The organism is Psychrobacter sp. 1Y11 (assembly GCF_052259045.1).
GTDB lineage: Bacteria > Pseudomonadota > Gammaproteobacteria > Pseudomonadales > Moraxellaceae > Psychrobacter.
Map to the genome: position 1 here is coordinate 34,669 of NZ_JBQQER010000013.1, position 23,219 is coordinate 57,887.

The 23,219-nt window shown below is 45.7% G+C and carries 16 protein-coding genes; 10 read left to right on the forward strand and 6 right to left on the reverse strand.

Annotated features, from left to right (window positions below; all coding sequences use genetic code 11):
* Positions 1 to 64: 64 nt before the first annotated feature.
* From nuoC to rplU, 6 genes are all read right to left on the reverse strand, one after another.
* Positions 65 to 1,840, reverse strand: coding sequence for an NADH-quinone oxidoreductase subunit C/D (nuoC, locus tag ACTXGJ_RS11010; RefSeq protein WP_439243737.1), 1,776 nt, complete (start codon positions 1,838 to 1,840; stop codon positions 65 to 67).
* Positions 1,841 to 1,952: 112 nt separating this feature from the next.
* On the reverse strand, positions 1,953 to 2,621 hold the full coding sequence (locus tag ACTXGJ_RS11015) for a NuoB/complex I 20 kDa subunit family protein (protein WP_439243739.1): 669 nt from the start codon (positions 2,619 to 2,621) through the stop codon (positions 1,953 to 1,955).
* 152 nt (positions 2,622 to 2,773) lie between these two features.
* Entirely contained in the window at positions 2,774 to 3,385 is a 612-nt protein-coding gene (ndhC, locus tag ACTXGJ_RS11020; protein WP_439243742.1) for an NADH-quinone oxidoreductase subunit A, read from the reverse strand.
* A 794-nt stretch (positions 3,386 to 4,179) separates the two neighbouring features.
* Entirely contained in the window at positions 4,180 to 4,881 is a 702-nt protein-coding gene (lolA, locus tag ACTXGJ_RS11025) for an outer membrane lipoprotein chaperone LolA (RefSeq protein WP_443565985.1), read from the reverse strand.
* Positions 4,882 to 5,242: 361 nt separating this feature from the next.
* Positions 5,243 to 5,500, reverse strand: coding sequence for a 50S ribosomal protein L27 (gene rpmA / locus ACTXGJ_RS11030; RefSeq protein ID WP_439243748.1), 258 nt, complete (start codon positions 5,498 to 5,500; stop codon positions 5,243 to 5,245).
* Positions 5,501 to 5,626: 126 nt separating this feature from the next.
* Entirely contained in the window at positions 5,627 to 5,938 is a 312-nt protein-coding gene (gene rplU / locus ACTXGJ_RS11035; RefSeq protein WP_439243751.1) for a 50S ribosomal protein L21, read from the reverse strand.
* Between the two features lie 477 nt (positions 5,939 to 6,415).
* Here rplU and ACTXGJ_RS11040 point away from each other — a divergent pair, with 477 nt between their 5' ends.
* From ACTXGJ_RS11040 to argB, 10 genes are all read left to right on the forward strand, one after another.
* Positions 6,416 to 7,438, forward strand: a complete 1,023-nt coding sequence (locus tag ACTXGJ_RS11040) for a polyprenyl synthetase family protein (protein ID WP_443565986.1) — start codon at positions 6,416 to 6,418, stop codon at positions 7,436 to 7,438.
* A 570-nt stretch (positions 7,439 to 8,008) separates the two neighbouring features.
* Complete coding sequence (locus ACTXGJ_RS11045; protein WP_443565987.1) at positions 8,009 to 9,391, forward strand: efflux RND transporter periplasmic adaptor subunit; 1,383 nt, start codon at positions 8,009 to 8,011, stop codon at positions 9,389 to 9,391.
* Positions 9,392 to 9,426: 35 nt separating this feature from the next.
* On the forward strand, positions 9,427 to 12,708 hold the full coding sequence (locus ACTXGJ_RS11050) for an efflux RND transporter permease subunit (RefSeq protein WP_439243759.1): 3,282 nt from the start codon (positions 9,427 to 9,429) through the stop codon (positions 12,706 to 12,708).
* A complete protein-coding gene (locus ACTXGJ_RS11055) occupies positions 12,705 to 14,516 on the forward strand; it encodes an efflux transporter outer membrane subunit (RefSeq protein ID WP_443565988.1) in 1,812 nt (603 codons plus the stop codon). The genes ACTXGJ_RS11050 and ACTXGJ_RS11055 overlap by 4 nt, the downstream gene beginning before the upstream one ends.
* Before the next feature lie 230 nt (positions 14,517 to 14,746).
* Complete coding sequence (gene hemB, locus ACTXGJ_RS11060; RefSeq protein ID WP_439243765.1) at positions 14,747 to 15,754, forward strand: porphobilinogen synthase; 1,008 nt, start codon at positions 14,747 to 14,749, stop codon at positions 15,752 to 15,754.
* 352 nt (positions 15,755 to 16,106) lie between these two features.
* Positions 16,107 to 18,140 carry a UvrD-helicase domain-containing protein gene (locus ACTXGJ_RS11065; RefSeq protein ID WP_443565989.1) on the forward strand — a complete coding sequence of 678 codons (2,034 nt, stop codon included), beginning with the start codon at positions 16,107 to 16,109 and terminating at the stop codon, positions 18,138 to 18,140.
* A gap of 52 nt (positions 18,141 to 18,192) precedes the next feature.
* Positions 18,193 to 19,596 (forward strand): magnesium transporter, encoded by a 1,404-nt coding sequence (locus ACTXGJ_RS11070; protein ID WP_443565990.1) that lies wholly within the window; start codon positions 18,193 to 18,195, stop codon positions 19,594 to 19,596.
* Positions 19,597 to 19,700: 104 nt separating this feature from the next.
* Entirely contained in the window at positions 19,701 to 20,165 is a 465-nt protein-coding gene (gene dut, locus ACTXGJ_RS11075) for a dUTP diphosphatase (protein WP_439243773.1), read from the forward strand.
* Positions 20,166 to 20,258: 93 nt separating this feature from the next.
* Positions 20,259 to 22,169 carry a phosphohexomutase domain-containing protein gene (locus tag ACTXGJ_RS11080; protein WP_443565991.1) on the forward strand — a complete coding sequence of 637 codons (1,911 nt, stop codon included), beginning with the start codon at positions 20,259 to 20,261 and terminating at the stop codon, positions 22,167 to 22,169.
* A gap of 116 nt (positions 22,170 to 22,285) precedes the next feature.
* A complete protein-coding gene (gene argB, locus ACTXGJ_RS11085) occupies positions 22,286 to 23,197 on the forward strand; it encodes an acetylglutamate kinase (RefSeq protein ID WP_439243778.1) in 912 nt (303 codons plus the stop codon).
* Positions 23,198 to 23,219: the final 22 nt, after the last annotated feature.

Below are 23,219 nucleotides of genomic sequence, written 5' to 3' on the forward strand. Positions count from 1 at the left end.
TTTGCTTTACTAGATCTCTTTCTTTACTAGTCTTTTAACTGCTTAAACTTATCATTTAACATGATTAGCGATCACAATCCGCCATAACGATATCGATAGAGGCTAAGTACATGATAGCGTCTGAGACTAGCGAACCATTGATGACCGATGGCATCTGCTGTAAGTGCGCAAACGTCGGCGTGCGAATACGGGTACGATAGCTCATCGTTGAGCGATCCGAGGTAATGTAATAGCTGTTTAAGCCTTTAGTGGCCTCGACAATAGTCGCACACTCACCCGCTGGCATTACTGGTCCCCAAGACACGGATAAGAAGTGATTAATTAAGGTCTCAATATCATTTAAGGTGCGATCTTTTGGTGGTGGTACGGCTAGCGGATGATCAGCTTTGTAAGGGCCTTGCGGCATATGATCCATACACTGGCGGATGATACGCATAGATTGACGCATCTCCTCAATCTTGATCATACAACGATCATAAGCATCACCGTTATAGCCAATGGGTATCTCAAAGTCAAAGTTCTCGTAGCCCATATAAGGACGGGCTTTACGTAGATCAAAATCGACCCCCGTCGCACGCAAGCCGGCACCAGTCACGCCCCAAGCGAGAGCTTGCTTGGCATTATACTGAGCCACACCTTGCGTACGGCCTTTGAGCACACTATTCTGTAGCGCCGCTTTGACATATTCGTCCAAGCGCTTCGGCATCCACTCTAAAAACTCGCGCACCAAGCGCTGCCAGCCACGCGGTAGGTCGGCAGCAGTACCACCGATACGGAACCAAGCCGGATGCATCCGGTAACCGGTGACTGCCTCAATGACGTCATAAGCTTTTTGGCGGTCGGTAAACATATAAAACACCGGCGTCATACCGCCCGCATCCTGAATGAAAGTACCAACATAGAGTAAGTTGTTAGTAATCCGGAAAAACTCGCTCATCATCACCCGGATAGTCTGCGCGCGATCAGGGATAGTAATTCCCGCTAGTTTTTCAACCGACATGATGTACGGCAGCTCATTCATCACCCCACCAAGATAATCGATACGGTCGGTATAGGGGATATAGGAGTGCCAAGTCTGACGCTCAGCCATCTTCTCAGCGCCGCGGTGATGATAGCCGATGTCTGGAATACAATCGATCACCTCTTCACCATCGAGCTGTAGTACCAAGCGGAACGCGCCATGAGCTGAAGGGTGGTTAGGACCGATGTTCAAGAACATAAAGTCCTCATCACGGCCCGAGCGCTTCATGCCCCACTCTTCTGGCACAAAACGCAAGTTTTCTTGCTCATATTGCTGCTTAGCGGTATTCAAAAAATACGGCGTAAATTCTGTCGCGCGTGCATGATACTCTTTACGTAGTGGATGACCTTCCCAGTATTTTGGCAATAAAATACGAGTCAAATGCGGATGGCCGCTAAAGACGATACCGAACATATCCCAAACTTCACGCTCATACCAGTTGGCATTTGGCCAGATTTTGGTGGCGCTAGGGAGAGTCAAGTCGTCTTCACTGAGCGCGACTTTGATACGCACATCGCTGTTGCGCTCAAGCGACATCAAGTGATAAAACACCGTAAAGTCGCTCTCTGGCAAATCACCGCGATGCTGACGCAGACGCTCGTCCATTGCCGATAGATCAAAGAGCATCACGTAAGGCTTCGGCAACTTACGCAAGAATAACAAAATGTCTAGCACATCGCTGCGAGCAACCCATACCGTTGGAATTTCATCAACAGTATGCTGCACTACAAACTTGCCTGCATACTTATGCTCCAGCTCTCTGATGACGGCTGGTACCGGTTTTATCTTAGGATTTTTGTTTTCGACTACCGTGACCATGAATGATATCTTCCTTCATTAATCATAACGTTTGAGCGAAGCTGATTGATCAAAACCAGACTGTGCCAAGCATAACTGTTCTAACATAACTGTGCTAAGTATATTAAACGGGCTAAATACTATCTGGACTACGTAAATTTTTCACCGCAATTCTATCCGCCTGCTTACGATCACGCTCAGCCGTTAGTTGCGGCTGATAAATTCCTTGATCGTTGACATGAATACCTAGCGGGCGACGCTCTTTGGCGATAGATTCTTGCAATAGCATTAGACCTTGAATCAGTGCCTCTGGACGCGGCGGACAACCTGGCACATACACGTCGACGGGAATGATCTTATCGACGCCCTGCACTACAGAATAGATATCGTACATACCACCTGAATTAGCACAAGCGCCCATCGAGATCACCCATTTTGGCTCAAGCATCTGTTCATATAGACGCTGAATCACCGGTGCCATCTTGATAAAGCAGGTACCAGCAACGATCATCACATCCGCCTGACGCGGTGATGCGCGAATAACTTCAGCACCGAAGCGGGATAAATCATGTACCGCGGTCAAAGTAGTGGCGTACTCGACATAACAGCAAGACGTACCGAAGTTAAACGGCCAAAGTGAGTTTTTACGGCCCCAGTTGGCAGTCGAATGCACGAGATCCTCTAAGCGGCCCATAAAAACATTTTTATGAACCTCATCCTCTAACGGATCATTGACCGTTTCACGAGTTTGAGCAGGATAGGTATCTGCATCAGGATTGGCTTTGGTTAGTGTATATTTCATACCATAAAACCTTTTATGAAGAGCAGCTAAGCGATTATAAGGTTATTTGCCTCTCAAGCTTATAATACTATGACTGCTAAAAAATAGCGGGTGATGCCCAAGTTATCTTCAGCGTGATAACTCACTGGCATATTAATAACACGCATAAACCGTTATGAGGATTCATTATCTGCGGCGAAATCCACAGAAGTGACATTACCGGTGGTATTAATATGATCAATATTTTGCAGGTGACGACGATTAGCCTCAATACTATTTGAGACATTAATTTGACCCGACGACTGCGCTGGCACTTTACCCGTCGGATCGACCATCAATTCCTCAACACCGTTGAACTTGGTGATGTCTGCCAGATTAAATCCCGCAGGCGCTGCGTGTAAGCGTGCTTTTTTGCGCAGTTTATCAGCAGGCGACCAGTTCATAGCCCCTAAGCTTAACTCATAGATAAGACCTACGATGAGCACCCCGATGAATATCGCAGCGGCAGCAAAGCCCAGCCAGCCCGTTTCACGTACCGAGACCGAATAAGCGTATAGATATAAGGCTTCTAGATCGAAAATAACGAAGAATATCGCTACTAGGTAGAATTTGGCAGACAAACGAATGCGGGCATTGCCAGCTCCGACAACACCCGCCTCAAACACTTCTTCTTTTTGTAAGCCTTTTGAGCGCCCGCCAAGCAAGCGCGGTACGGTCAACATAAAGACAACCAGACCGATGGCGGCTAAAATAAAGGCAACTGCTGACCAACTAAAGGCAGACATGATAATACTTGCTCCTCACCCAATCGAGTGTCAGGGCGTGATGAACAACTGTTAGGATAAGGACCTTTTAATTAACCAAGATAACCACTAAGGCAATAAAGCCTATATCCTCAAACAATCCTATCAAGCACCGTAACGCAGACGAAAACACAGGTTCACTGTGCTGGTAATAGCCAATTATCAAGATTATTGACGTCAAGAGAGAAAACACAGAATTTAGATTTATCTAGCCATAGGCACAGACAAAAGCTGGTCATCAACCCTCTATCTAAAGTAAAAGTGAATTTATTAAATCAATATCATATTGCGACATTTAATTGATTTAATAACTCATTACCTATGGTCAACAATGGCGTGATAACTGGCGTAAACGGTTTACACACTATACGCATATCAACGCTCAAAAGCCAGTTTTTCACTGCATTGCACGGTCATTTTATATGCTACAAAATATATCAATCCATCCACCATTTATGTTACAGCGTTTTTACCCTCTTCCTTAAACGCGCTAGTTTATCCTAGCCGACTTCCCTATCCATAGACCTCAGAGCCTTGCAACCAACAGTACGGATAAACCGGTTATATCTTTATTTAACAACGGCCGCCCAAAGCTTAGATTAAGCGTTGGAAATACGCCGGTATTGTAAACCAAATCCCCTTAATTGCAACCTGCCAAGTGTGACGAAGCGAATCAATAAAAAAGGAGCAGACCTTGCATCGGTCTGCCCCTTCTACATAATAGTTATCTTCTATGAGCTCAACACTTTTATGAACTCACAAACAATAAATAGTGTTTATTGGTTAATGACATCGACACCCTGAGGCGGCGTGAATTTAAACTGGCCACTACTCATACTAGGGTTGAGTTTAATGTTACTAAACTTGATAGAAGTGGTTTGTCCCAAGTTATCATTGAGTACCATCATCACCGGCTTACCACCACTAAAGCTCATAGAGAGGTTTTTGAAGCTAGCATCACTCGCTTTCGGATAGAGCACGTAGTAGTTTTTATTCGCATAAGGCTGAGTGATTTTGAAATTCTGCGCAATCTTACTAGGATCGCCTGACAATAATAGCGCTGGCGTATTACCAACTTGGCTATCTACCGTCTGCTTAGTCGCTTGCTCTAGGTCTTTATCATAAACCCACATAGTGCTGCCATTAGCGACGATGAGCTGCTGAGAAGGTGATTTTGTCTCCCAACGAAAATTGTTTGGACGTTGCACGCTCATTGAGCCTTTAAAAGTGCCGCTATTCGCGCCTTTTGTGGTTTGTGAAAAATTAGCGCTCATGCTTTTGGTATTAGTCAACAAGCTATTTAAACGCTTGGCGGCTTGTAGGCTATCAGCCGGAGCAGCATTCGCCGTTTGGGTCAGCGCGACTATAGGCACAGCTACCCCCAAACTGGTCATTAGCATACCTGCTAAGACCCCACTCATTAATTTTTGTTTTACACTTGTCTGCTTGCTTTTGATTTGCTTGATAACTGTCATCATAATAATCCTCTCTAAATATATAAAATAAAAATGAGTCATCATTTAGTTTTTAATAATAATTCTTACTAGCAACTGTTCTTTTTTGTGTTGTCATTGATTTTGCACACTTATGTTTTTGAGCAGCTGTTTTCTGAGCAGCGCTATTAAACAGTGAAGACAGTCTGCCAGTTTTTTTATTACACGCCTAGACATGATTTGCAATAATTACTACGCCTGCCATACACGCTTGTAACCGATACAATGGCTGATTATCAAAGTCCAGTCATAAAAAAACCCTACTACCAACATAGGCAATAGGGAATTTTTAATCATTTTACCATGAGCGAATTTTTTCTCAAAAAGACGCAGGCGATATTAATGATTAGGCGTTTTCAACCATCACATAACGACGGTTAAATTTACCTTTAGTTGCGAACTTTACCACACCGTCATTTAGTGCAAATAAAGTATGATCGCGGCCCATTCCAACGCCTTCGCCGGCGTGGAATTCTGTACCACGTTGACGAACGATGATGTTACCAGCAGTGATGGTTTGACCACCAAAGATTTTTACACCAAGCATTTTTGGGTTTGAGTCACGACCGTTACGGGTTGAGCCGGCAGCTTTTTTATGTGCCATGGATAATTCTCCTTGTTAATATGACTTATCACTGATGTGATAACTCTTAAGCTTTTAGTGCGCTATGTACTATTAATATTTATGATCAATAATCAATATTAGCGATCAATAACTGATAATAGCTAATTAAGCATTAATCGCTTTGATTTTTAACAAGGTGTACCACTGGCGGTGACCTTGCTCTTTGTGATAATGCTTACGGCGGTTGTGCTTAATGATACGGATTTTTTCGCCGCGGCCATGTTCAACCACTTCCGCTTCTACGCTTGCGCCATCAACGGCTGGTTGACCGACTTTCACGTTATCGCCATCAACAACCATTAAAACGTCTTCAAACTTGATTGTTTCGCCTTTCTCTGCTTTAAGCAATTCAACTCTTAGCAATTCGTCGGCTACGACACGGTGCTGCTTACCACCACTTTTGATTACTGCGTACATTGTCTGACTCCGTTTAACCCGTGTGCCGTGGTAGATATTATACCTACGCTTCAATAACGAACACGACAGGGAAAAATTAAAGGCGTCATTTTACGTTTTCTTAGCGATAAAAGCAAGCCACTTGTCTTGTTTTAGGACCGCGCATTTTGTTTTATCATCTTAATAATTACTTAATGACTACAACGATGGTCTAATTGACTTTAAGATAAGCGCACTATCAGCCTCAAGAGCAGCATTATAACTCATTGAATCAATTACATACAGCTTCTTTTATCCAATACCTATCCAATATCTACCCCTACTATTAGGCTGACTTTATAGGTATTGCATAGGCATGACGATATCTTATCAAAAGCAGTGCGTTATCTGCTGCCTATCCATTATAATCAATAACACATATTAGTCACCAATTAACTAAATAGGCTGTGCTATTATAGGCAAATCTTAAAACCCACCCAATAAATACGACTCTTTATTATGACCAGCACCTCTTTAGCTTCTTCAGACCTTGCTTCTCAAGCGCCTAGTTATACTGACATTCAAAGTATTGTTGCCAATGATTTTGACATTATGGATAAGCAAGTCTTTGGTAGTCTCAACTCTAAAGTTCAGCTGGTGATGAGCGTCTCGCAGCATGTCATTAATGCCGGTGGCAAGCGTATGCGCCCGCTCATTACCTTACTGTGCGCGCGTATGTTCAACGATGCGCCAAGCGAACAAGCGATGCATCTCGCCGCCATTACTGAGATGCTGCATACCGCCACTTTAGTACATGACGATGTTATTGATGAATCTGGTCAACGCCGCGGCAAGCCAACCGCTAATGCCACTTGGGATAACGCAACTGCAGTATTAGTGGGTGACTATTTGATTGCCCGCGCCTTTAACTTATTGGTAGGGTTTCAAAGCTTACCGCTGTTGCAGCTCTTCTCTGACGGCACTTGTGATATCGCTGAAGGTGAAGTACTTCAATTACAACATCAGCACAACCCAGCGGCGACAGAGACCGACTATCTTAATATTATCGACGGTAAAACCTCGCGCCTATTTATGATGGCGACCCAAGGCGCGGCTATCTTGCAAGGACAAAAGCAGTATCTACAAGCCTTAGCCGATTTTGGTCAGCATTTTGGCAATGCCTTTCAGATCATCGATGATGTGCTTGATTACAGCGGCGATAGTGAGCTGATGGGTAAAAACTTAGGCGATGACCTTAGCGAAGGTAAGCCAACACTACCGACTATCAAGGCGCTTGAGCTGCTCAAAGACAGTGATAAGCAAGGTTATGAGCAGTTGCGCATTGCAGTACAAACAGGCAAAACGCCGAATGCTAAACAACTTATCGAGTTGGTTCGGGGTTCAGGGTCACTTGATTATTGTACCCAGCGGGCTTTAGAAGAGACCAGATTGGCACAGCAAGCGTTAAGCACTCTACCTGATAATCGCTATCGTCAAGGCTTGTACCAACTGACAGAGTTGGCTAGCGCGCGATTACTATAGGGTACAGCTTGTGGTGAAGTTAGCTTTATTTTTTGGCTTTAGTATTGGCAACCACCTTCCTTGCACTAATACTATAATAGCGTAAGCAGCCCTTTTAACATTAACGGTCACATTTAAGGGTTGCTAATATGTTTGCTTTGGTGGCGACGTCTACCTGTATATTCTAAGTTTAATAAACTCTATCCTTTTGAGGTTAATTAACAAAACTTAACAATCTTCTGACATCTTACTTGTTGCATACTTATGTTAGCTATTTTTGTAGGCAGGCTTTTATTTACAAGGTCTAATAGCAAACGATTTCTGAGATCGCACACAGCTAAAGCTGGTCATCTTATTTTTTTGGCTTGACTGTAGGGTAAGCCCTATAGTTTATAATAGCGCATTAAATTTGCTTGACGTCATATATTTAGCTAGCGGTACTGCCCTACTTATCAATAGCGTCTTATTTTTCACTGTAAACTTCTATTCAGTTTATTATTACTCTTTGAAAAATAAGCTATTTTTTGGTTATGATACGCTCTACTTCTATATCTTTTATCCTATATTTTTACTACTCTACCGAGGACCTTGATGAAGCATTCTTATCTTGCGCTTGTAATAGCATCTGTACTATCGGCTACAGTACTGGTCGGCTGTGACAAAAACGAAGACGCCGCTGCGGGTGAAAACGCCCAGCAGCAGATGCCGCCCGCTGTCGTCAACGTCCAAACTGTCAGCTTCGATACCGTACCTCAAGTCCAGACTTTCTCTGGCCGTACTGCCGCTTATCAGACGGCTGATGTGCGCCCCCAAGTTAGCGGCGTCATTGAAGAAGTACTGTTTCGTGAAGGCGGCAACGTCAAAGAAGGCCAGCCGCTTTATCGTATCAATACCGACAACTACACCACCTCTATTACTAGTGGTCAAGCGGCGGTAGCGCAAGCACAGGCCAACCGTCAAACTGCCATCGCTAATAATGCTAATGCCAAGGCAGAATTAGCCAGTCGCCAAGCGTCATTAGCGCAAGCAGTAAATGACTTTCAACGCTTAAAAGGCTTAGTAGAGATTGACGCTATCTCCAAGCAGCAGTATGACCAAGCGCAAACTCAGGTACGTACGGCGCAAGCGGCGTTAGAGAGTGCTCGCGCTGCTGTTGGTCAAACTCAAGCAGGTATTGCAAGCGCTGAGGCAGGGATCAAAACCGCGCAATCGAGCTTAGATGCTAGTGCCTTAGATCTCAATCGTACTATCGTCCGCGCGCCGTTGACCGGTCGTAGTGACCGCTCAAGCGTCACTGCCGGTACCTTAGTCAACGCTAGTCAGGCTGAGCCTTTAGTGACGATTTCGCGCTTAGACCCTATCTATGTCGATATCAGTCAGTCTTCATCCGAGCTATTGCAGCTACGTCAGCAGATAGCTGAGGGTAAAGCACAAGCCGGTATGAACTCTGTTGAGCTAGTCCTAGAAGATGGTTCTGTGTATCCGGTGCGTGGCAAGTTGGCTCTATCGGAAGCAAAAGTGGATCAATCCACGGGCGCTGTGACCTTGCGAGCTATATTCCCAAATCCTAATAATGTGCTGCTACCAGGTATGTATGTCTCAGCGCGTCTGACTCAAAGCGTCATTCCTAATGCAGCCTTAGTGCCACAGAGCGCTGTGATGCGTACGCCTAAAGGCGATACTCAAGTCTATATCGTTGACGAAAATAATAAAATCCAAGTCCGTCCCGTTACGATTAACGGTACTTATGATGGTCAATGGGTGGTCACTGATGGCTTAAGTAGTGGCGATAAGCTAGTGGTCATAGGCGGCTCTAAAGTCAAGCCCGAGCAGGAGGTGGTGGTCAAGCCCTTAGAAAACGCTAATGGAGCTCCCGCACCTGCAAACGCACCCAATACCAAAACGCCACAGCAAGCTGCAGAAACAGTAGCTGATGACACTTCTGAGCAGGACACTGCTACTACCGCTAATTAATTCCATTCAAAGATAGGAAGACCTAGGGATATACTATGTCACGTTTTTTTATTGATCGCCCTATTTTTGCATGGGTTATGGCTATTTTGGTCATGCTCATCGGGGTAATCTCGGTTATTAATTTGCCGATTGAGCAGTATCCGCGTATCGCACCGCCCACCGTTTCTGTTAGCGCCACTTATCCTGGTGCAAACGCACAAACGGTCGAAAACTCTGTGGTACAGATTATTGAGCAGCGCATGAAAGGTCTTGATGGGCTGATGTACATCTCCTCATCAAGCTCCTCGAACGGTAGCGCGTCAGTGACGTTAACCTTTGAGAACGGTACCGACTCTGATACGGCGCAAGTACAAGTCCAAAACAAACTACAAGCCGCGATGAGCGCGTTGCCTGAGGCTGTTCAGCGTCAAGGTGTCAACGTCAATAAGTCCTCTAGCAGCTTCTTGATGGTGCAAGGCTTTATCTCAGAAGACGGGAGCATGGATCGCGCTGATATTGCCGATTACATTAACTCAAACGTCGTCGATCAGCTCAGCCGTGTGGAAGGCGTGGGTGAAGTCCAAGTGTTTGGCTCCTCTTATGCCATGCGCATTTGGTTAGACCCTGCGCGCTTGCGTAGCTATAACATGATGCCATCCGATGTGGTCAGTGCTGTACGAGCGCAGAACGCGCAAGTCTCAGCAGGTCAGCTAGGACAAGCGCCAGCCGACACCGATCAGCAGGTTATCAATGCGACCGTCAGTGTACAGAGCTATCTGCAAACTCCTGAAGAATTTAGAAATATCCTATTAAAAACAGACAGCTCAGGCGCGCAAGTGCGTCTAGGTGACGTGGCAGATGTGGAGATTGGTAGTGAAAACTATAGCGTTATCTCACTGTATAACGGTCAAGAAGCAGCCGGTTTAGGGATATCCTTGGCAGGCGGAGCGAACGCGCTTGAAACCCGTGAAGCGGTGGGCGCGCGTATGGCGGAGCTTGAAGCCAACTTCCCGGCAGGCCTGACCTCTGTTGTTCCTTACGATACGACGCCGTTTGTGCGCTTATCCATCGAACAAGTCGTCAAGACCTTACTCGAAGCAATCGGCTTAGTATTTATTGTGATGTTCTTGTTCCTGCAGAACTGGCGCGCAACTATCATTCCTACTCTTGCCGTTCCTGTGGTCTTGCTGGGTACTTTTGCCGTGCTTTATATCGCAGGCTTTAGTATCAACGTCTTGACCATGTTTGCGATGGTACTCTCTATCGGTCTACTGGTCGATGATGCGATCGTCGTCGTCGAAAACGTCGAGCGTATTTTGGAAGAAGATCCTGATATTTCCATTAAGGATGCCACCATTCAATCGATGGGCGAGATCAGTAAGATCGTTATCGGTATTGCGCTGATTCTATCTGCGGTATTCGTACCGATGGCTTTCTTTGGCGGATCAACAGGGGTCATTTACCGTCAGTTCTCCATTACTCTGATCACTGCGATGGTGCTCTCTGCATTAGTCGCTCTTATCTTCACCCCTGCCCTCTGTGTGACTTTGCTCAAACGAAGCAAAAGCCACGAAAAAGGCAATGATGAAAATCAAAAAGGCTTCTTTGGTTGGTTTAACCGTAGCTTCTTCAAACTCAGCCGCTCTTATGAAAAGACGGTTGGTAAAAGCATTCGCTTGAAGTGGCTGTATCTGATTGCCTATGCCGCTATCATCGGTATTATGGCGGTGGTGTTCTTGCGTATTCCGGGTTCATTTTTGCCCGAAGAAGACCAAGGTATTATGTTTACCTTAGTGCAGCTGCCAGCAGGATCGACCCTTGATCAGACTCAAGACGTCCTCGATAAAGTCAGTAACTATTACGATACCCAAGAGACAGATAATATTGCCTCAGTATTTACCATCGCCGGCTTTAGTTTTGCCGGTAGTGGTCAAAACATGGGGCTTGCCTTCGTACGCTTAACTGATTGGGATGATCGCCCTGGCGAAGAGAACACCGCACAAGCGGTAGCAGATCGAGCGATGGGTTATTTCTTTACTCAGTTAAATGAGGCGCAAGTCTTTGCTATTGTACCGCCGGCGATTACCGAGCTTGGTAATGCTAGTGGTTTTGATTTGATGATACAAGATGTGGGTAACCTCGGTCATGATGGCCTGCTCGAAGCCCGTAATATGCTGCTAGGTATGGCCAGCCAAAACGAAAATGTAGCAGGCGTACGCCCTAATGGTCAAGAAGATGCGCCGCAGCTCAAAGTCAATATCAATCAAGAACAAGCCGCCGCTTATGGTCTGTCTTTAGGCAGTATCAATAGCGTCATCTCTACCGCTTGGGGTTCTAGCTACATCAATGACTTTATCGACCGTGGTCGTATCAAGCGTGTCTTTATCCAAGGCGAGCCAAGTAGCCGTACCAACCCTGATGATATCGGCAAATGGTATGTGCGCGGTGACACCGGTAACATGGTTTCCTTCGATGCTTTCTCGAGTAGCGAGTGGCAATCAGGCTCTCCGCGTTTGACGCGTTATAATAGCTTACCTTCGATGAACATTCAGGGCAATGCCGCGCCTGGCCTTAGTACCGGTGAGGCAATGACAGCCATGGAAAACATGATCAGTCAGCTGCCTGAAGGTATTGGTTATGAATGGACTGGGCTATCGCTAGAAGAACAAAAATCAGGCGCGCAAGCACCTATGCTTTATGCGCTATCGATTCTAGTGGTCTTCTTGTGTCTAGCTGCTCTTTATGAGAGCTGGTCTATTCCTTTCTCTGTTCTGCTAGTTATTCCGCTTGGGGTTTTAGGCGCGGTCATCTTTACTTGGTTGCGAGGGTTTAATAATGATATCTACTTGCAGGTCGGTCTATTGACCGTGGTAGGCTTGTCCGCCAAAAACGCCATCTTGATTATTGAGTTTGCCAAAGAGCACCAAGAAGAAGGCTATAGTCTCAAAGAGGCAGTAATGACCGCAGCTCGTCAACGTCTGCGCCCGATCATTATGACCTCTCTAGCCTTTGGCCTTGGTGTCATACCGTTATTTATCTCAACTGGTGCTGGTTCTGGTAGTCAGAACGCTATTGGTACTAGTGTAGTGGGCGGCGTTATTACCGCAACCTTCTTAGGCATCTTCTTTATCCCTATGTTCTACGTTTGGGTACGCAGCATGTTCCCTTATAAAGGTAATGAAGCTCATAATGGCAAAGGTGATGATAATAACCATCCAAATGGTGGCAACGGTGGCGGTGATGACGATCCTACTCCGCCGGCCCCAACCGAAGATAAGCAATCATTAACTCCTTCTGAGAGTTATCAGCCTGTAAGCCTTGGAGATAATACACAATGAGTTCTCTATTCTTAACCTCTAACTCAGCCGTAAAAGCAATCCGCTTTAAAAATTTGCTAGCTACTGGCAAATCATCGCGCCTGCTTGGATTGAGCGTGCTGGCGCTGAGTATGGCAGCTTGTAATACCATCCCTAAAGCAGATACGAGACCTGTTCTTGCTGAGCCTAATTTGCCGATTGAGCAGGCTTATGGCGCTTTTGGTGCTGAAACTATCAGTACCTCTGAACAACCTAGTATTGCCGGTCAACGCTGGCAGGATTTTTATAGCGATGAGCGTCTCAAAGGCTTGATTGCCTTAGGCCTTGCCAATAATAAAGATTTCGAGAGTGCTCGTTTGGCCATCGAAAAAGCGCGCGCGCAGTATCGTATTACTGATATTAATGATTTGCCGACTATCAATGGTCAAGCAGACTACTCACGCCAAAGTCAATCCTCCCCGCGTGTTGATACGCCTTTTGGTAGTACTGGCGGTAGACAGACGACGGATAGCTATAGTGTCAATCTTGGCCTTGCTAGTTATGAGCTTGATTTTTGGGGTCGTATCGATAGCCTAAAAGATCAAGCGTTACAAAGATTTTTATCAACGACAGCAGCAAAAGACTCTATTCAAATCAGTCTAATTAGTAATATCGCGCAGAGCTATGCCAACTTAAGCTATAGCTTGGCACAGCTCAAACTAGCAGAGGCAACCGTTGAGAGCCGTGAGCGCTCTTTATTCATCGCGGATAAACGCTTTGAAGCGGGTATCGATCCCAAACTGCCTTCCTTGCAATCTGCAGCTGCCCTAGAGAATGCCAAGCTTGCGGTACTACGTGCCCAAAGCAGTATTTTGACCTCAAGAAACGCGCTACAATTTTTGATAGGCTCGCCAGTACCTACTGAGCTTATTCCAGCACCTGCGGTTAGCAATATCACCAACCACGATGTATTTAGTGCTGGTCTGCCTAGTGAGCTGCTACGTTATCGTCCGGATGTCTTGCAAGCGGAATATGATCTAAAAGCAGCTGGCGCAAATATCGCCGTTGCCCGCGCCGCTTATTTCCCAACCATAAGCTTGGCTAGTAGTGTTGGTGTCCGTAGTGATGGCTTGAGCGACTTGTTCGATAGTGATGCGTTTGGCTGGTCATTTGGTCCTAATATTAGTGTTCCTATCTTTGATGCTGGGCGCTTGGATGCTAACTACGACGTGGCAAAAGTCGAGCGTGAACAGACGCTTGCGAGCTATGAGCGCTCAATTCAAACGGCGTTCCGTGAGGTGTCCGATGTTCTTGCTACTCGCGCAACTCTAGGCGAGCAGCTGGCAGCGCAGTATCGTCTGCAAGATAACTTCGATCAGACTTATGAAATCGCTGATGCACGCTTCAAAGCGGGTATCTCAAACTATCTAGATGTCCTCGATGCTCAGCGTTCGTTGTTCTCGACTCAGCAAGGCATTCTAGATTTAGAACTACAAAAGCTCATCAGTCAAATTGAGCTGTACCAAGCGCTTGGCGGCGGTGCCAATCTCGATACGCCTGTCGCTATTCCGGTTCCGCAATATACTAACTTGGCACAAATCGGTACTGTATTGACAAAAGATGCTGAGTCGCAAGCGGCTTATGCCATCGATGCGGCGAGCTCAGCACGAGTAGCGACAGTACCAGAAGCAGTCGCTATCAAACAAGCACAAACGCCTGCAACTGCTGAGTTTGAGCCGACTGCGATTGTTGATATCGATAATGACAATGATACAGATGCAGCGGTTGGAGTATTGATTCAGGAAACGCCAGTAGAGCAAGCGCCGGTCACTGAAACTATAGAGCCTTAGAGTTTTTCTATTACTTAGAGTATTTTATTACTTAGAGTCTCTGCAAATCCCAGTAGTTATCGTTCCAAGTTATAACTACTGGGATTCAAAGTCTGAGCTAAAAATAGCTAGATGTTTCATTTTCATACCATTAGCTCTGCCATCTTGGTGGGGCTTTTTGTTGTTATGTGCTACCTTTAAGTATGTCATGTCTAAAAATAATAAGTCCTACAATAAAATAAGGAAAAATAATGTCTTATACCTTTAACCGTCAATTCCCTGAAACGCGTCTGCGCCGCTTACGCTACAACGATAATGTGCGTGCAATGATTCGTGAAGTAGAGCTACACCCCAAGCATTTTATCGCCCCAGTTTTTGTCTTAGAAGGCAGTAATCAGCGCGAAGCCGTCGCTAGTATGCCAGGGGTTGAGCGCTTATCAATCGATTTGCTCATTAATTATGCAAAAGAATTATTAGCAGAGGGTGTGACGACTATCGATATCTTTCCCGTCATCGATAACTCGCTAAAAACCCCTGATGGTAAGTCCGCTTATGATGAAAATGGGCTCTCTGCACGGGCGGTGAAAGCGCTCAAAGACGCGCTGCCAGAGATGGTAGTGATGACCGATGTCGCATTAGACCCTTATACCTCACATGGTCAAGATGGTCTACTCGATGACAGCGGTTATGTCGTCAATGACGAGACGGTAGAAGTACTGGTCAAACAGGCTTTAGTCCATGCACGCGCCGGCGCAGATATCATCTCGCCAAGCGACATGATGGATGGCCGTATCAAAGCCATGCGCGATGCGTTCGAAGCAGAAGGCTTTGCTAATACCGCTATCATGGCCTACTCGGCCAAATACGCTTCTGCTTATTATGGCCCGTTCCGTGACGCCGTCGGTAGTGCCGGCAACCTAAAAGGTGGCCATAAAAAGCAATACCAGATGGACTTTGGCAATCGAGCTGAGGCTTTGCACGAAGTGGCGATGGATATTAATGAGGGCGCAGATATGGTGATGATTAAGCCCGGTCAGCCCTATCTTGATCTGATCCGCGAAGTCAAAAACACCTTTGGCGTACCGACCTTTGCTTATCAAGTCTCAGGCGAATACGCCATGCATATGGCAGCGATCCAAAACGGCTGGCTCACTGATGCGGTAATCTTAGAGTCTTTGATTGGTTTTCGCCGCGCCGGTGCCGATGGCATCTTGACCTATTTTGCGTTAGAGGCTGCCCGCCAATTGAACAACGCTTAACATTAAGTTTAGATATTAAGGCTAACAAAATTGAAATAGCGCTAATTGACTCTTTTCGGTTAGCGCTATTCCTTTAAGTGTTTTTCAGGTTTTTGTTACAATTAGTCTTGTAAATGCTTATAAAATAGCATTTTTAACCACTTCATATAAAAAAATATTATGAATAAATAGAATATAAAAAGACTTCTATATAAACGCTTCTTTCATCACCTCCTCCCAAAAGTAAGCGCTTTTGCTTTATAATAGCTCACCTAATTTAGATAGCACCTGTCAGCTATCTACCGAATTTCATTACTAAAATTAGAAAAGCTATTCCACCTTGCGATCGTAACCCCTGTCCAAAAGGTAACCTATGAGTCAACTCAATCCTCGACAACAAGAAGCCATGCTCTATGTATCAGGGCCGCTACTGGTATTGGCAGGCGCAGGCTCAGGTAAAACCTCAGTGATTACTCGCAAGATTGCCTATCTTATCGAAGAGTGCAACACGCCAGCCGAGCGTATTACCGCCGTAACCTTTACCAATAAAGCGGCGCGTGAGATGAAAGCTCGCGTAAGTAAACTGCTACCCAGCGAAAAAACCCGCGGGCTAACTGTCTCCACTTTTCACCAATTCGGTCTTCAGTTTTTGCGTTATGAGCTGATTCATACCCCGCTCAAAGGCAACTTCTCTATCATGGATAGCGACGATAGTAAGCGCTTACTGATGGAACTGATGATGCGCGATAACTTATCAGGCGCAGAGAGCCGTGAACTCGTCGGTAAAGCGATTAAGATGATCTCCGATTGGAAAAATGATCTGGTCGAGCCTGAGCAAGCGATGGAAACGCTCGATGATCCAGAAGACATGATTTTTGCTACGTTATATGCGTTTTATGAGCGTAATTTGCGTGCTTATAATGCCGTTGATTTTGATGATTTGATTGTACTGCCGACTAAGATACTGCGTGAAAACCGTGAGCTACGCGATAAATGGCAAAACCGTATTCGCTACTTATTAGTCGATGAGTATCAAGATACCAATACCGCGCAGTATGAAATGATTAAATACCTAGTAGGGCCGCAAGGGCGCTTTACGGTAGTGGGCGATGATGACCAGTCTATCTACGCTTGGCGCGGTGCCAAACCTGAAAACATGGCGCTACTCAAAGAAGACTTTCCGAAACTCAAAATCGTCATGCTTGAGCAAAATTATCGCTCAACCAGCCGCATTTTGACTTCGGCTAACGCAGTCATTACTAATAACGAGCATTTATTTGAAAAAAAGCTGTGGTCAGATAAAGGTCAAGGCGAGAAGATTCGCATTATTAACTGCCGCAATGACGATGATGAAGCCGAGCGCGTGGCCAAAGAGATTGCCACTCATAAATTACGCTTTGGAAATGAGTGGGAAGATTATGCGGTGCTCTATCGCAGTAACTTTCAAGCGCGGATGTTAGAAGCTAACTTACGTCAATTACAGATTCCTTATAAGCTATCAGGTGGTCAGTCCTTTTTTGCGCGTAGTGAAATCAAAGATATCATGGGCTATCTGCGCCTGATATTAAACCCTGAAGATGACAGTGCTTTTCTTCGCATTATTAATACCCCGAAGCGCGGTATGGGACCAGCCACTCTCGAGAAGCTTGGACTATTTGCGCAGGAGCATAGTATCTCGTTACTCGCTTCATGTACTCATGGCGGGCTGACCCATGTGCTACCGAGCAAGGCTTATGGCACCCTAAAAGAGTTTGGTGATTTTATTGAGCATTATACTCGCGAGCTCGACCAGCATCCTGACCCCGTCCCTATCGTGCGACAAATGATTGACGAGACCGGTTATGTCGATGTGGTGCGCTCGGAGGCGAAAACCCCGCAGCAAGAAAAAAATCGTCTGGATAATATCGAGATGCTCTATACCAGTATTCAGTCGCTAATCAATCGCGCTGAAGACGACGAAGACCGCACGATTGATACTATCATTCGCAAATTAGTCTTGCTCGATATGCTCGAGCAGCAACAAGAAGAAGAAAATACCAATAAAGTTAATCTGATGACTTTGCATGCCGCCAAAGGCCTTGAGTTTAATTACGTTTATATCATGGGCCTAGAAGAAGAGATGCTGCCGCATCGCAACTCGATAATCAGCGAGACGGTAGAGGAAGAGCGGCGTTTGATGTACGTGGGGATTACCCGAGCACGGCGCGAGCTGACTTTGACGTTAGCCACGCAGCGCCGCGCCGGCGGTCAGATGCGCGTCACCTCTGAATCGCGGTTTTTAGAGGAGCTACCTGAGGATCATATCGATTGGCCTGCTAAAGCGAAAAAGAAAAAAGCCACCAAAGATCCTGCTGCTGTCGCTGATGAGTATTTGGCTAATATTCGGGCGCTGCTAGGTAATCGTTAACGGTTTTTGGCCTTACTAGTCTTTTTAACTTTTCATCACTTTTGGAACCTCTATGTCTGCCCCTACGCCTAACTCTGAACGCGCAACGACCTTACCGGCAGACTATAATCCATTGGAATATAGCGCAGAATATAAGCTGCTATATTTGCAAGAGTTAGTCGCTAAAAACGCTTCCGAAGAGATAGCTGAATTCCTCGCTAAACAGTCAGAGTACGAAATTGCTAACTTGCTAGAGTCCTTCCCTATGCAAGATCGGCACCAGATTTGGGCGCAGGTGCCAGAAGACCTCAAAGGTGAAGTGCTAGCCGAACTCGATTTCGATACTCGTCAGCCCTTAATGGAGAATATCTCCTCCAAAGAGATATCGCTATTCACCCAAGATCTCGATGCGCAAGATATCTCTGAGATTTTAGAAACGGTTACTGATACCGTGCGTACTTCAGTCATGGCGACCTTGGCCGAAGACGTCCGCATTCAAGTCAATAAGCTAGATACTTATGCCGATTGGGAAGTGGGCAGTTATATGGATCCTGACATTATTCAGGTGCGCGATGATATTAGTTTGGCTGAAGTACAAGCTTGGCTACGCGGCGAAGATGACTTACTCGATGATCAAAGCCAAGAGCTATTAGTAGTCGATCAAAGCCAGCAGTTATTAGGGCTGTTGAGCTTAGTTGACTTGATTAAACATGATCAAAAAGCGCTAGTAGTAGACTTTATTGATAACGCTATTACCATTAATGATCGCTTAGATATTACCGATGCAGCGGCTATTTTTCGCTCAGAAGATATTCGCTTTGCGCCCGTGATTAACGAGTTTGGCGAGCTAGTCGGTCAGCTAAACGGCGAAGACATCATGGAGATCATTCAAGATGATGTCGATAGCACCATGCGTAACTTGGCAGGTGTCAGTCAAGATGATGAGCTGTTTGCACCTATTTTAGATAGTGCAAAAAGCCGTAGTATTTGGCTTGGGATTAACTTATGCACCGCGCTTTTGGCTGCGGCCGTTATCGGTCAATTCGAAGCCGTACTCGCAAAAGTAGTAGCGCTTGCGATTTTGATGCCAGTCGTCGCCAGTATGGGCGGTATCGCTGGCTCGCAAACCTTGACGGTGGTGATTCGCGGCATGGCAATGGGTCAAATCGGGGGCTCCAACCGAGTCTGGCTTCTTAATAAAGAGCTGTGGGTTGGCGCGATAAACGGTATTATTTGGGCCGTCATTATGGGCTTTATTGCGCAGTTATGGTTTGAGGATATCAAAATCAGCGCGGTGATTGGCTGTGCTATCGCTATCAATATGACTGCGGCCAATGTCTCTGGTATTAGTATTCCGTTGATACTGAAGCGTATGAATATCGACCCTGCCCTCTCCGCATCCGTTATCTTGACCACGGTCACTGATATCGTCGGCTTTATGTCATTTTTGGGACTAGCTAGTATTTTGATTCTTTAGCTCAACAGACCCTAATAGCGTCAGCGAACCGCCAAGCTTGATAAAGAATTCAACCATAAACTTAAAAACAACTTTGTTAATTGATAAAAGTATTAGGACAAATTATGCAAACCGTGCAAGTAAAAGTATTAAATTCAAAAGTTATTGATGACCCAGCTTTTGCGCTGCCCACGCGAGCGACTGACGGCTCAGCAGGTATCGATTTGCGCGCTTGCATTGACGAACCTTTGACCATCAAAGCAGGTGAGACTTATTTAGTAGGTACCGGCTTGGCAGTCTATATTGCTGATCCTAATTTTGCTGGGATGATTTTACCGCGCTCAGGTCTTGGTCATAAGCATGGTATTGTGCTTGGTAATTTAGTAGGATTGATAGATGCCGATTACCAAGGCGAGCTGATGGTGAGCGTTTGGAATCGTAGTAATGAGGATTTTTTGCTGAGTCCCGGCGAGCGAATGGCGCAATATGTTGTGGTACCCGTTGCGCGCCCAGAGTTCGATGTCGTCACAGAGTTTAGTGATATAAGTGCGCGCGGTGCCGGCGGCTTTGGTCATTCAGGTCGTCAATAATCGTCAGTACTGTTGATAAACAAGCAGTTGACAGATAAGCAGTATTACCACTCATCATTATAAGTCTCACAATACAGCTACGGGAGTCAAAAGATGCAACACCTATCGCCTTTTGCCGACCAAAAAGCCTTATTCCGTGCTTATGATATTCGCGGCGCGCACCACTATTTTACGCCAAGTTTTGTGCAGGCATTGACGCAAGCTTTTGCTCAGCTTTATCAGACTCAGCATCATAATTCCAAAAACCACCTTCAAAGTCAAACGCAGTCTAGCCCTACCGTAATCGTGGGCTATGATGTGCGCCACGGTAGCGACTGTATAGCGCAAACGGTAGCGAGTATTCTACAAGCAAACGGCCTAAAGGTTATTAATCTAGGCTTAGTCACTACGCCTATGGCCGCGTTTTGGGCGCAGCAATATGATGGTCACGGCATTATGGTCACCGCCAGCCATTCTGCAAAAGACACTTTGGGGATTAAGTGGCTGGTTCATAACGCCTCGCCTAGTCATGCAGATATTCAAGCACTCTATCAGCAACTCGCCAATCATAAACTTGACGCTATGATTGATAGCCATCATCAAGATAAAATATCAACTACCGACTTGCCTGCTGATACGATCGCCAATACTTATATCGAAACGATGGTGCAAGTGATACACGCTATTCACCCAGCTGATAAGCGAGTCTCGAACCACAAGCATAGTAAAGAGAACTTATTACTGCGTAACGTCTCTCAGACTACTTCAGACCTAGACAACAAGCTAGATTTAACCCTGGTTATAGACTGTCTCAGCGGCGCGACTAGCAATATTGCCAAGCCTTTATTTGAGCGCTTTTGTCAGCGAGTCATTATGCTTAATGATCGACCTGATGGTAGTTTTCCTACTGGCAATCCCGACCCCACAGAGCCTAATCGCCTCGCAGAGTTACAGCAAACCGTAATTGTAAACTCAGCAGACATGGGCTTAGCTTTCGATGGCGATGGCGACAGGTTAATGATTGTCGATAATAGCGGCAAAGTCGTCACTCCCGATCATTTATTGTACTTATTAGCGCAAGTAGCGATCTCTGAGCGGCAATCAAGGCAAGATACTACTGATGACGATAAAGCTAGTGGTAACGATCATGCCTTTACTGCACCGCCGGTATTATTCGATGTCAAATGCTCTCATCATTTAGTCAAACTGCTCGCCGCTCTAGGCGCGCAGCCGATCATGACTAGAACGGGCAGCAGCCTATTACGCCAGCAACTACAAACCGATCAGAAGCAAGCTATCTTTGCCGGTGAGTTATCGGGTCATTTTATCTTTAATGATGGCTATTTTATCGTTTATGATGACGCGATGTACGCCGGACTACGCTTATTACACTGGCTAGCTTTTACCGCTGTCCCTACTGCTGCGCAAACGGATAAAATTATGCTGACCACCGACTTGTGGGGCGAGCTGCGCTCAGTATTACCGCCTTATGATTTGACAGATATCACCCAAAACCTACCTAACTTAGTTAGCACCGCTGATCACTACCTGCCGTTGCCTAAAACACAAGCTTGTGAAGCTTCCGTGTTAGAGCATCTGATAGCTTACTGCTGCTATTTACAAGATTTAGCAAGTGCGCAGCGCGCTAGCACTAAGGCAGATGCTACTAGGCTAAGAACTAAAGATTTGTCTAAAAAACCAGTGCCTTGTAGCTGTTTTAACGATAGCTCTAGTACTAATACTGAGACCCACCTTCCTATCAGTGCTCTCTATAATATCAGCATAGAGCAGGCACAGCAGCTAATACCGGCGGATACTCAGATATCACTGATAGATGGCATACGCCTAGATTTTGCTAATGGTTTTGGCGTGCTGCGTGAGTCCAATACTAGTCATAACCTCACCGTACGTTTCGCTGGCGATAGCACTAAGGATTTGCAACAAGTACAAGCGCGATTCGTCGCTTTGTGCAAGCTATTTGATAGCCACTTGGCTCAGCAAATTGCGGCTATTGAGCCAGAATGACACGTTATCGCTATAGCGCTGTAAAACGATACTATGCTACTTGGAGGCTTAATTTATAATTTAAGCTGACTTATTTTAAACTGACTATCGCTTGAGCTACCTTTTAGGAGTTTTTTATGTCCCTTAATTTTAATGATGCCAAAACCACTGCAGAGGTTTTGACCACAGCACTGCCTTATATCCAGCGTTTTGTCGATAAGCTCATCGTCGTCAAATACGGCGGTAATGCCATGACCGATCCTGAGCTTGAAAGCTCTTTTGCTCGTGACATTGTACTGCTAAAGACAGTTGGGCTACATCCAGTCGTCGTACACGGCGGCGGCCCGCAAGTTGACACTTTACTCAAAGAGCTCGGACGCAAATCAGAGCGTATCGATGGCATGCGTGTCACTGACAAAAGCACGATGGATATTGTCGAGATGGTGCTCGGCGGCGGTGTTAATAAGTCGATCGTCAGCCTGATTAATAAACATGGGGGCAGAGCGATTGGTCTGACCGGTAAAGATGCCAACCTTATTAAAGCCAAAAAAATGCTCATGCAAAAGACCAATGACGCTGGTATTGAGACGCCCATAGATTTGGGTTATGTCGGTGATGTGGTCAGCGTCAATAAAGACGTGATTAATATGCTCATCTCCTCTAACTTTATTCCCGTTATTGCGCCGCTTGGTGTCGATGACAATGGTGATACTTATAACATCAATGCCGATTTGGTCGCGGGTAAAGTGGCCGAATTCTTGCAAGCTGAGAAGCTGATGCTACTCACCAATATCAAAGGCGTATTAGGCCGTGATGGTAAAGTAGTCACTGGCCTAACGCCGAAAAAGGTAGATGCCATGATAGAGGATGGGACTATTTCAGGCGGTATGATTCCTAAGATTCAATGTGCCCTAGATGCGGTGCGCAGTGGGGTCAAAAGCGCGGTTATCGTCGATGGTCGCGTACCCCATGCGACGCTTCTCGAGATTTTTACTAATGAAGGCGTTGGTACGCTGATTAGTCGTGAAGTCGATTCAGCGATGAGCTAATATTAGGAATAGCAATAAAGGA

What these genes read in the sequence shown, in the direction of transcription:
- nuoC (WP_439243737.1), bottom strand. Translation starts at nt 1,840, where the DNA reads ATGGTCACGGTAGTCGAAAACAAAAATCCTAAGATAAAACCGGTACCA.
- ACTXGJ_RS11015 (WP_439243739.1), bottom strand. Translation starts at nt 2,621, where the DNA reads ATGAAATATACACTAACCAAAGCCAATCCTGATGCAGATACCTATCCT.
- ndhC (WP_439243742.1), bottom strand. Translation starts at nt 3,385, where the DNA reads ATGTCTGCCTTTAGTTGGTCAGCAGTTGCCTTTATTTTAGCCGCCATC.
- lolA (WP_443565985.1), bottom strand. Translation starts at nt 4,881, where the DNA reads ATGATGACAGTTATCAAGCAAATCAAAAGCAAGCAGACAAGTGTAAAA.
- rpmA (WP_439243748.1), bottom strand. Translation starts at nt 5,500, where the DNA reads ATGGCACATAAAAAAGCTGCCGGCTCAACCCGTAACGGTCGTGACTCA.
- rplU (WP_439243751.1), bottom strand. Translation starts at nt 5,938, where the DNA reads ATGTACGCAGTAATCAAAAGTGGTGGTAAGCAGCACCGTGTCGTAGCC.
- ACTXGJ_RS11040 (WP_443565986.1), top strand. Translation starts at nt 6,416, where the DNA reads ATGACCAGCACCTCTTTAGCTTCTTCAGACCTTGCTTCTCAAGCGCCT.
- ACTXGJ_RS11045 (WP_443565987.1), top strand. Translation starts at nt 8,009, where the DNA reads ATGAAGCATTCTTATCTTGCGCTTGTAATAGCATCTGTACTATCGGCT.
- ACTXGJ_RS11050 (WP_439243759.1), top strand. Translation starts at nt 9,427, where the DNA reads ATGTCACGTTTTTTTATTGATCGCCCTATTTTTGCATGGGTTATGGCT.
- ACTXGJ_RS11055 (WP_443565988.1), top strand. Translation starts at nt 12,705, where the DNA reads ATGAGTTCTCTATTCTTAACCTCTAACTCAGCCGTAAAAGCAATCCGC.
- hemB (WP_439243765.1), top strand. Translation starts at nt 14,747, where the DNA reads ATGTCTTATACCTTTAACCGTCAATTCCCTGAAACGCGTCTGCGCCGC.
- ACTXGJ_RS11065 (WP_443565989.1), top strand. Translation starts at nt 16,107, where the DNA reads ATGAGTCAACTCAATCCTCGACAACAAGAAGCCATGCTCTATGTATCA.
- ACTXGJ_RS11070 (WP_443565990.1), top strand. Translation starts at nt 18,193, where the DNA reads ATGTCTGCCCCTACGCCTAACTCTGAACGCGCAACGACCTTACCGGCA.
- dut (WP_439243773.1), top strand. Translation starts at nt 19,701, where the DNA reads ATGCAAACCGTGCAAGTAAAAGTATTAAATTCAAAAGTTATTGATGAC.
- ACTXGJ_RS11080 (WP_443565991.1), top strand. Translation starts at nt 20,259, where the DNA reads ATGCAACACCTATCGCCTTTTGCCGACCAAAAAGCCTTATTCCGTGCT.
- argB (WP_439243778.1), top strand. Translation starts at nt 22,286, where the DNA reads ATGTCCCTTAATTTTAATGATGCCAAAACCACTGCAGAGGTTTTGACC.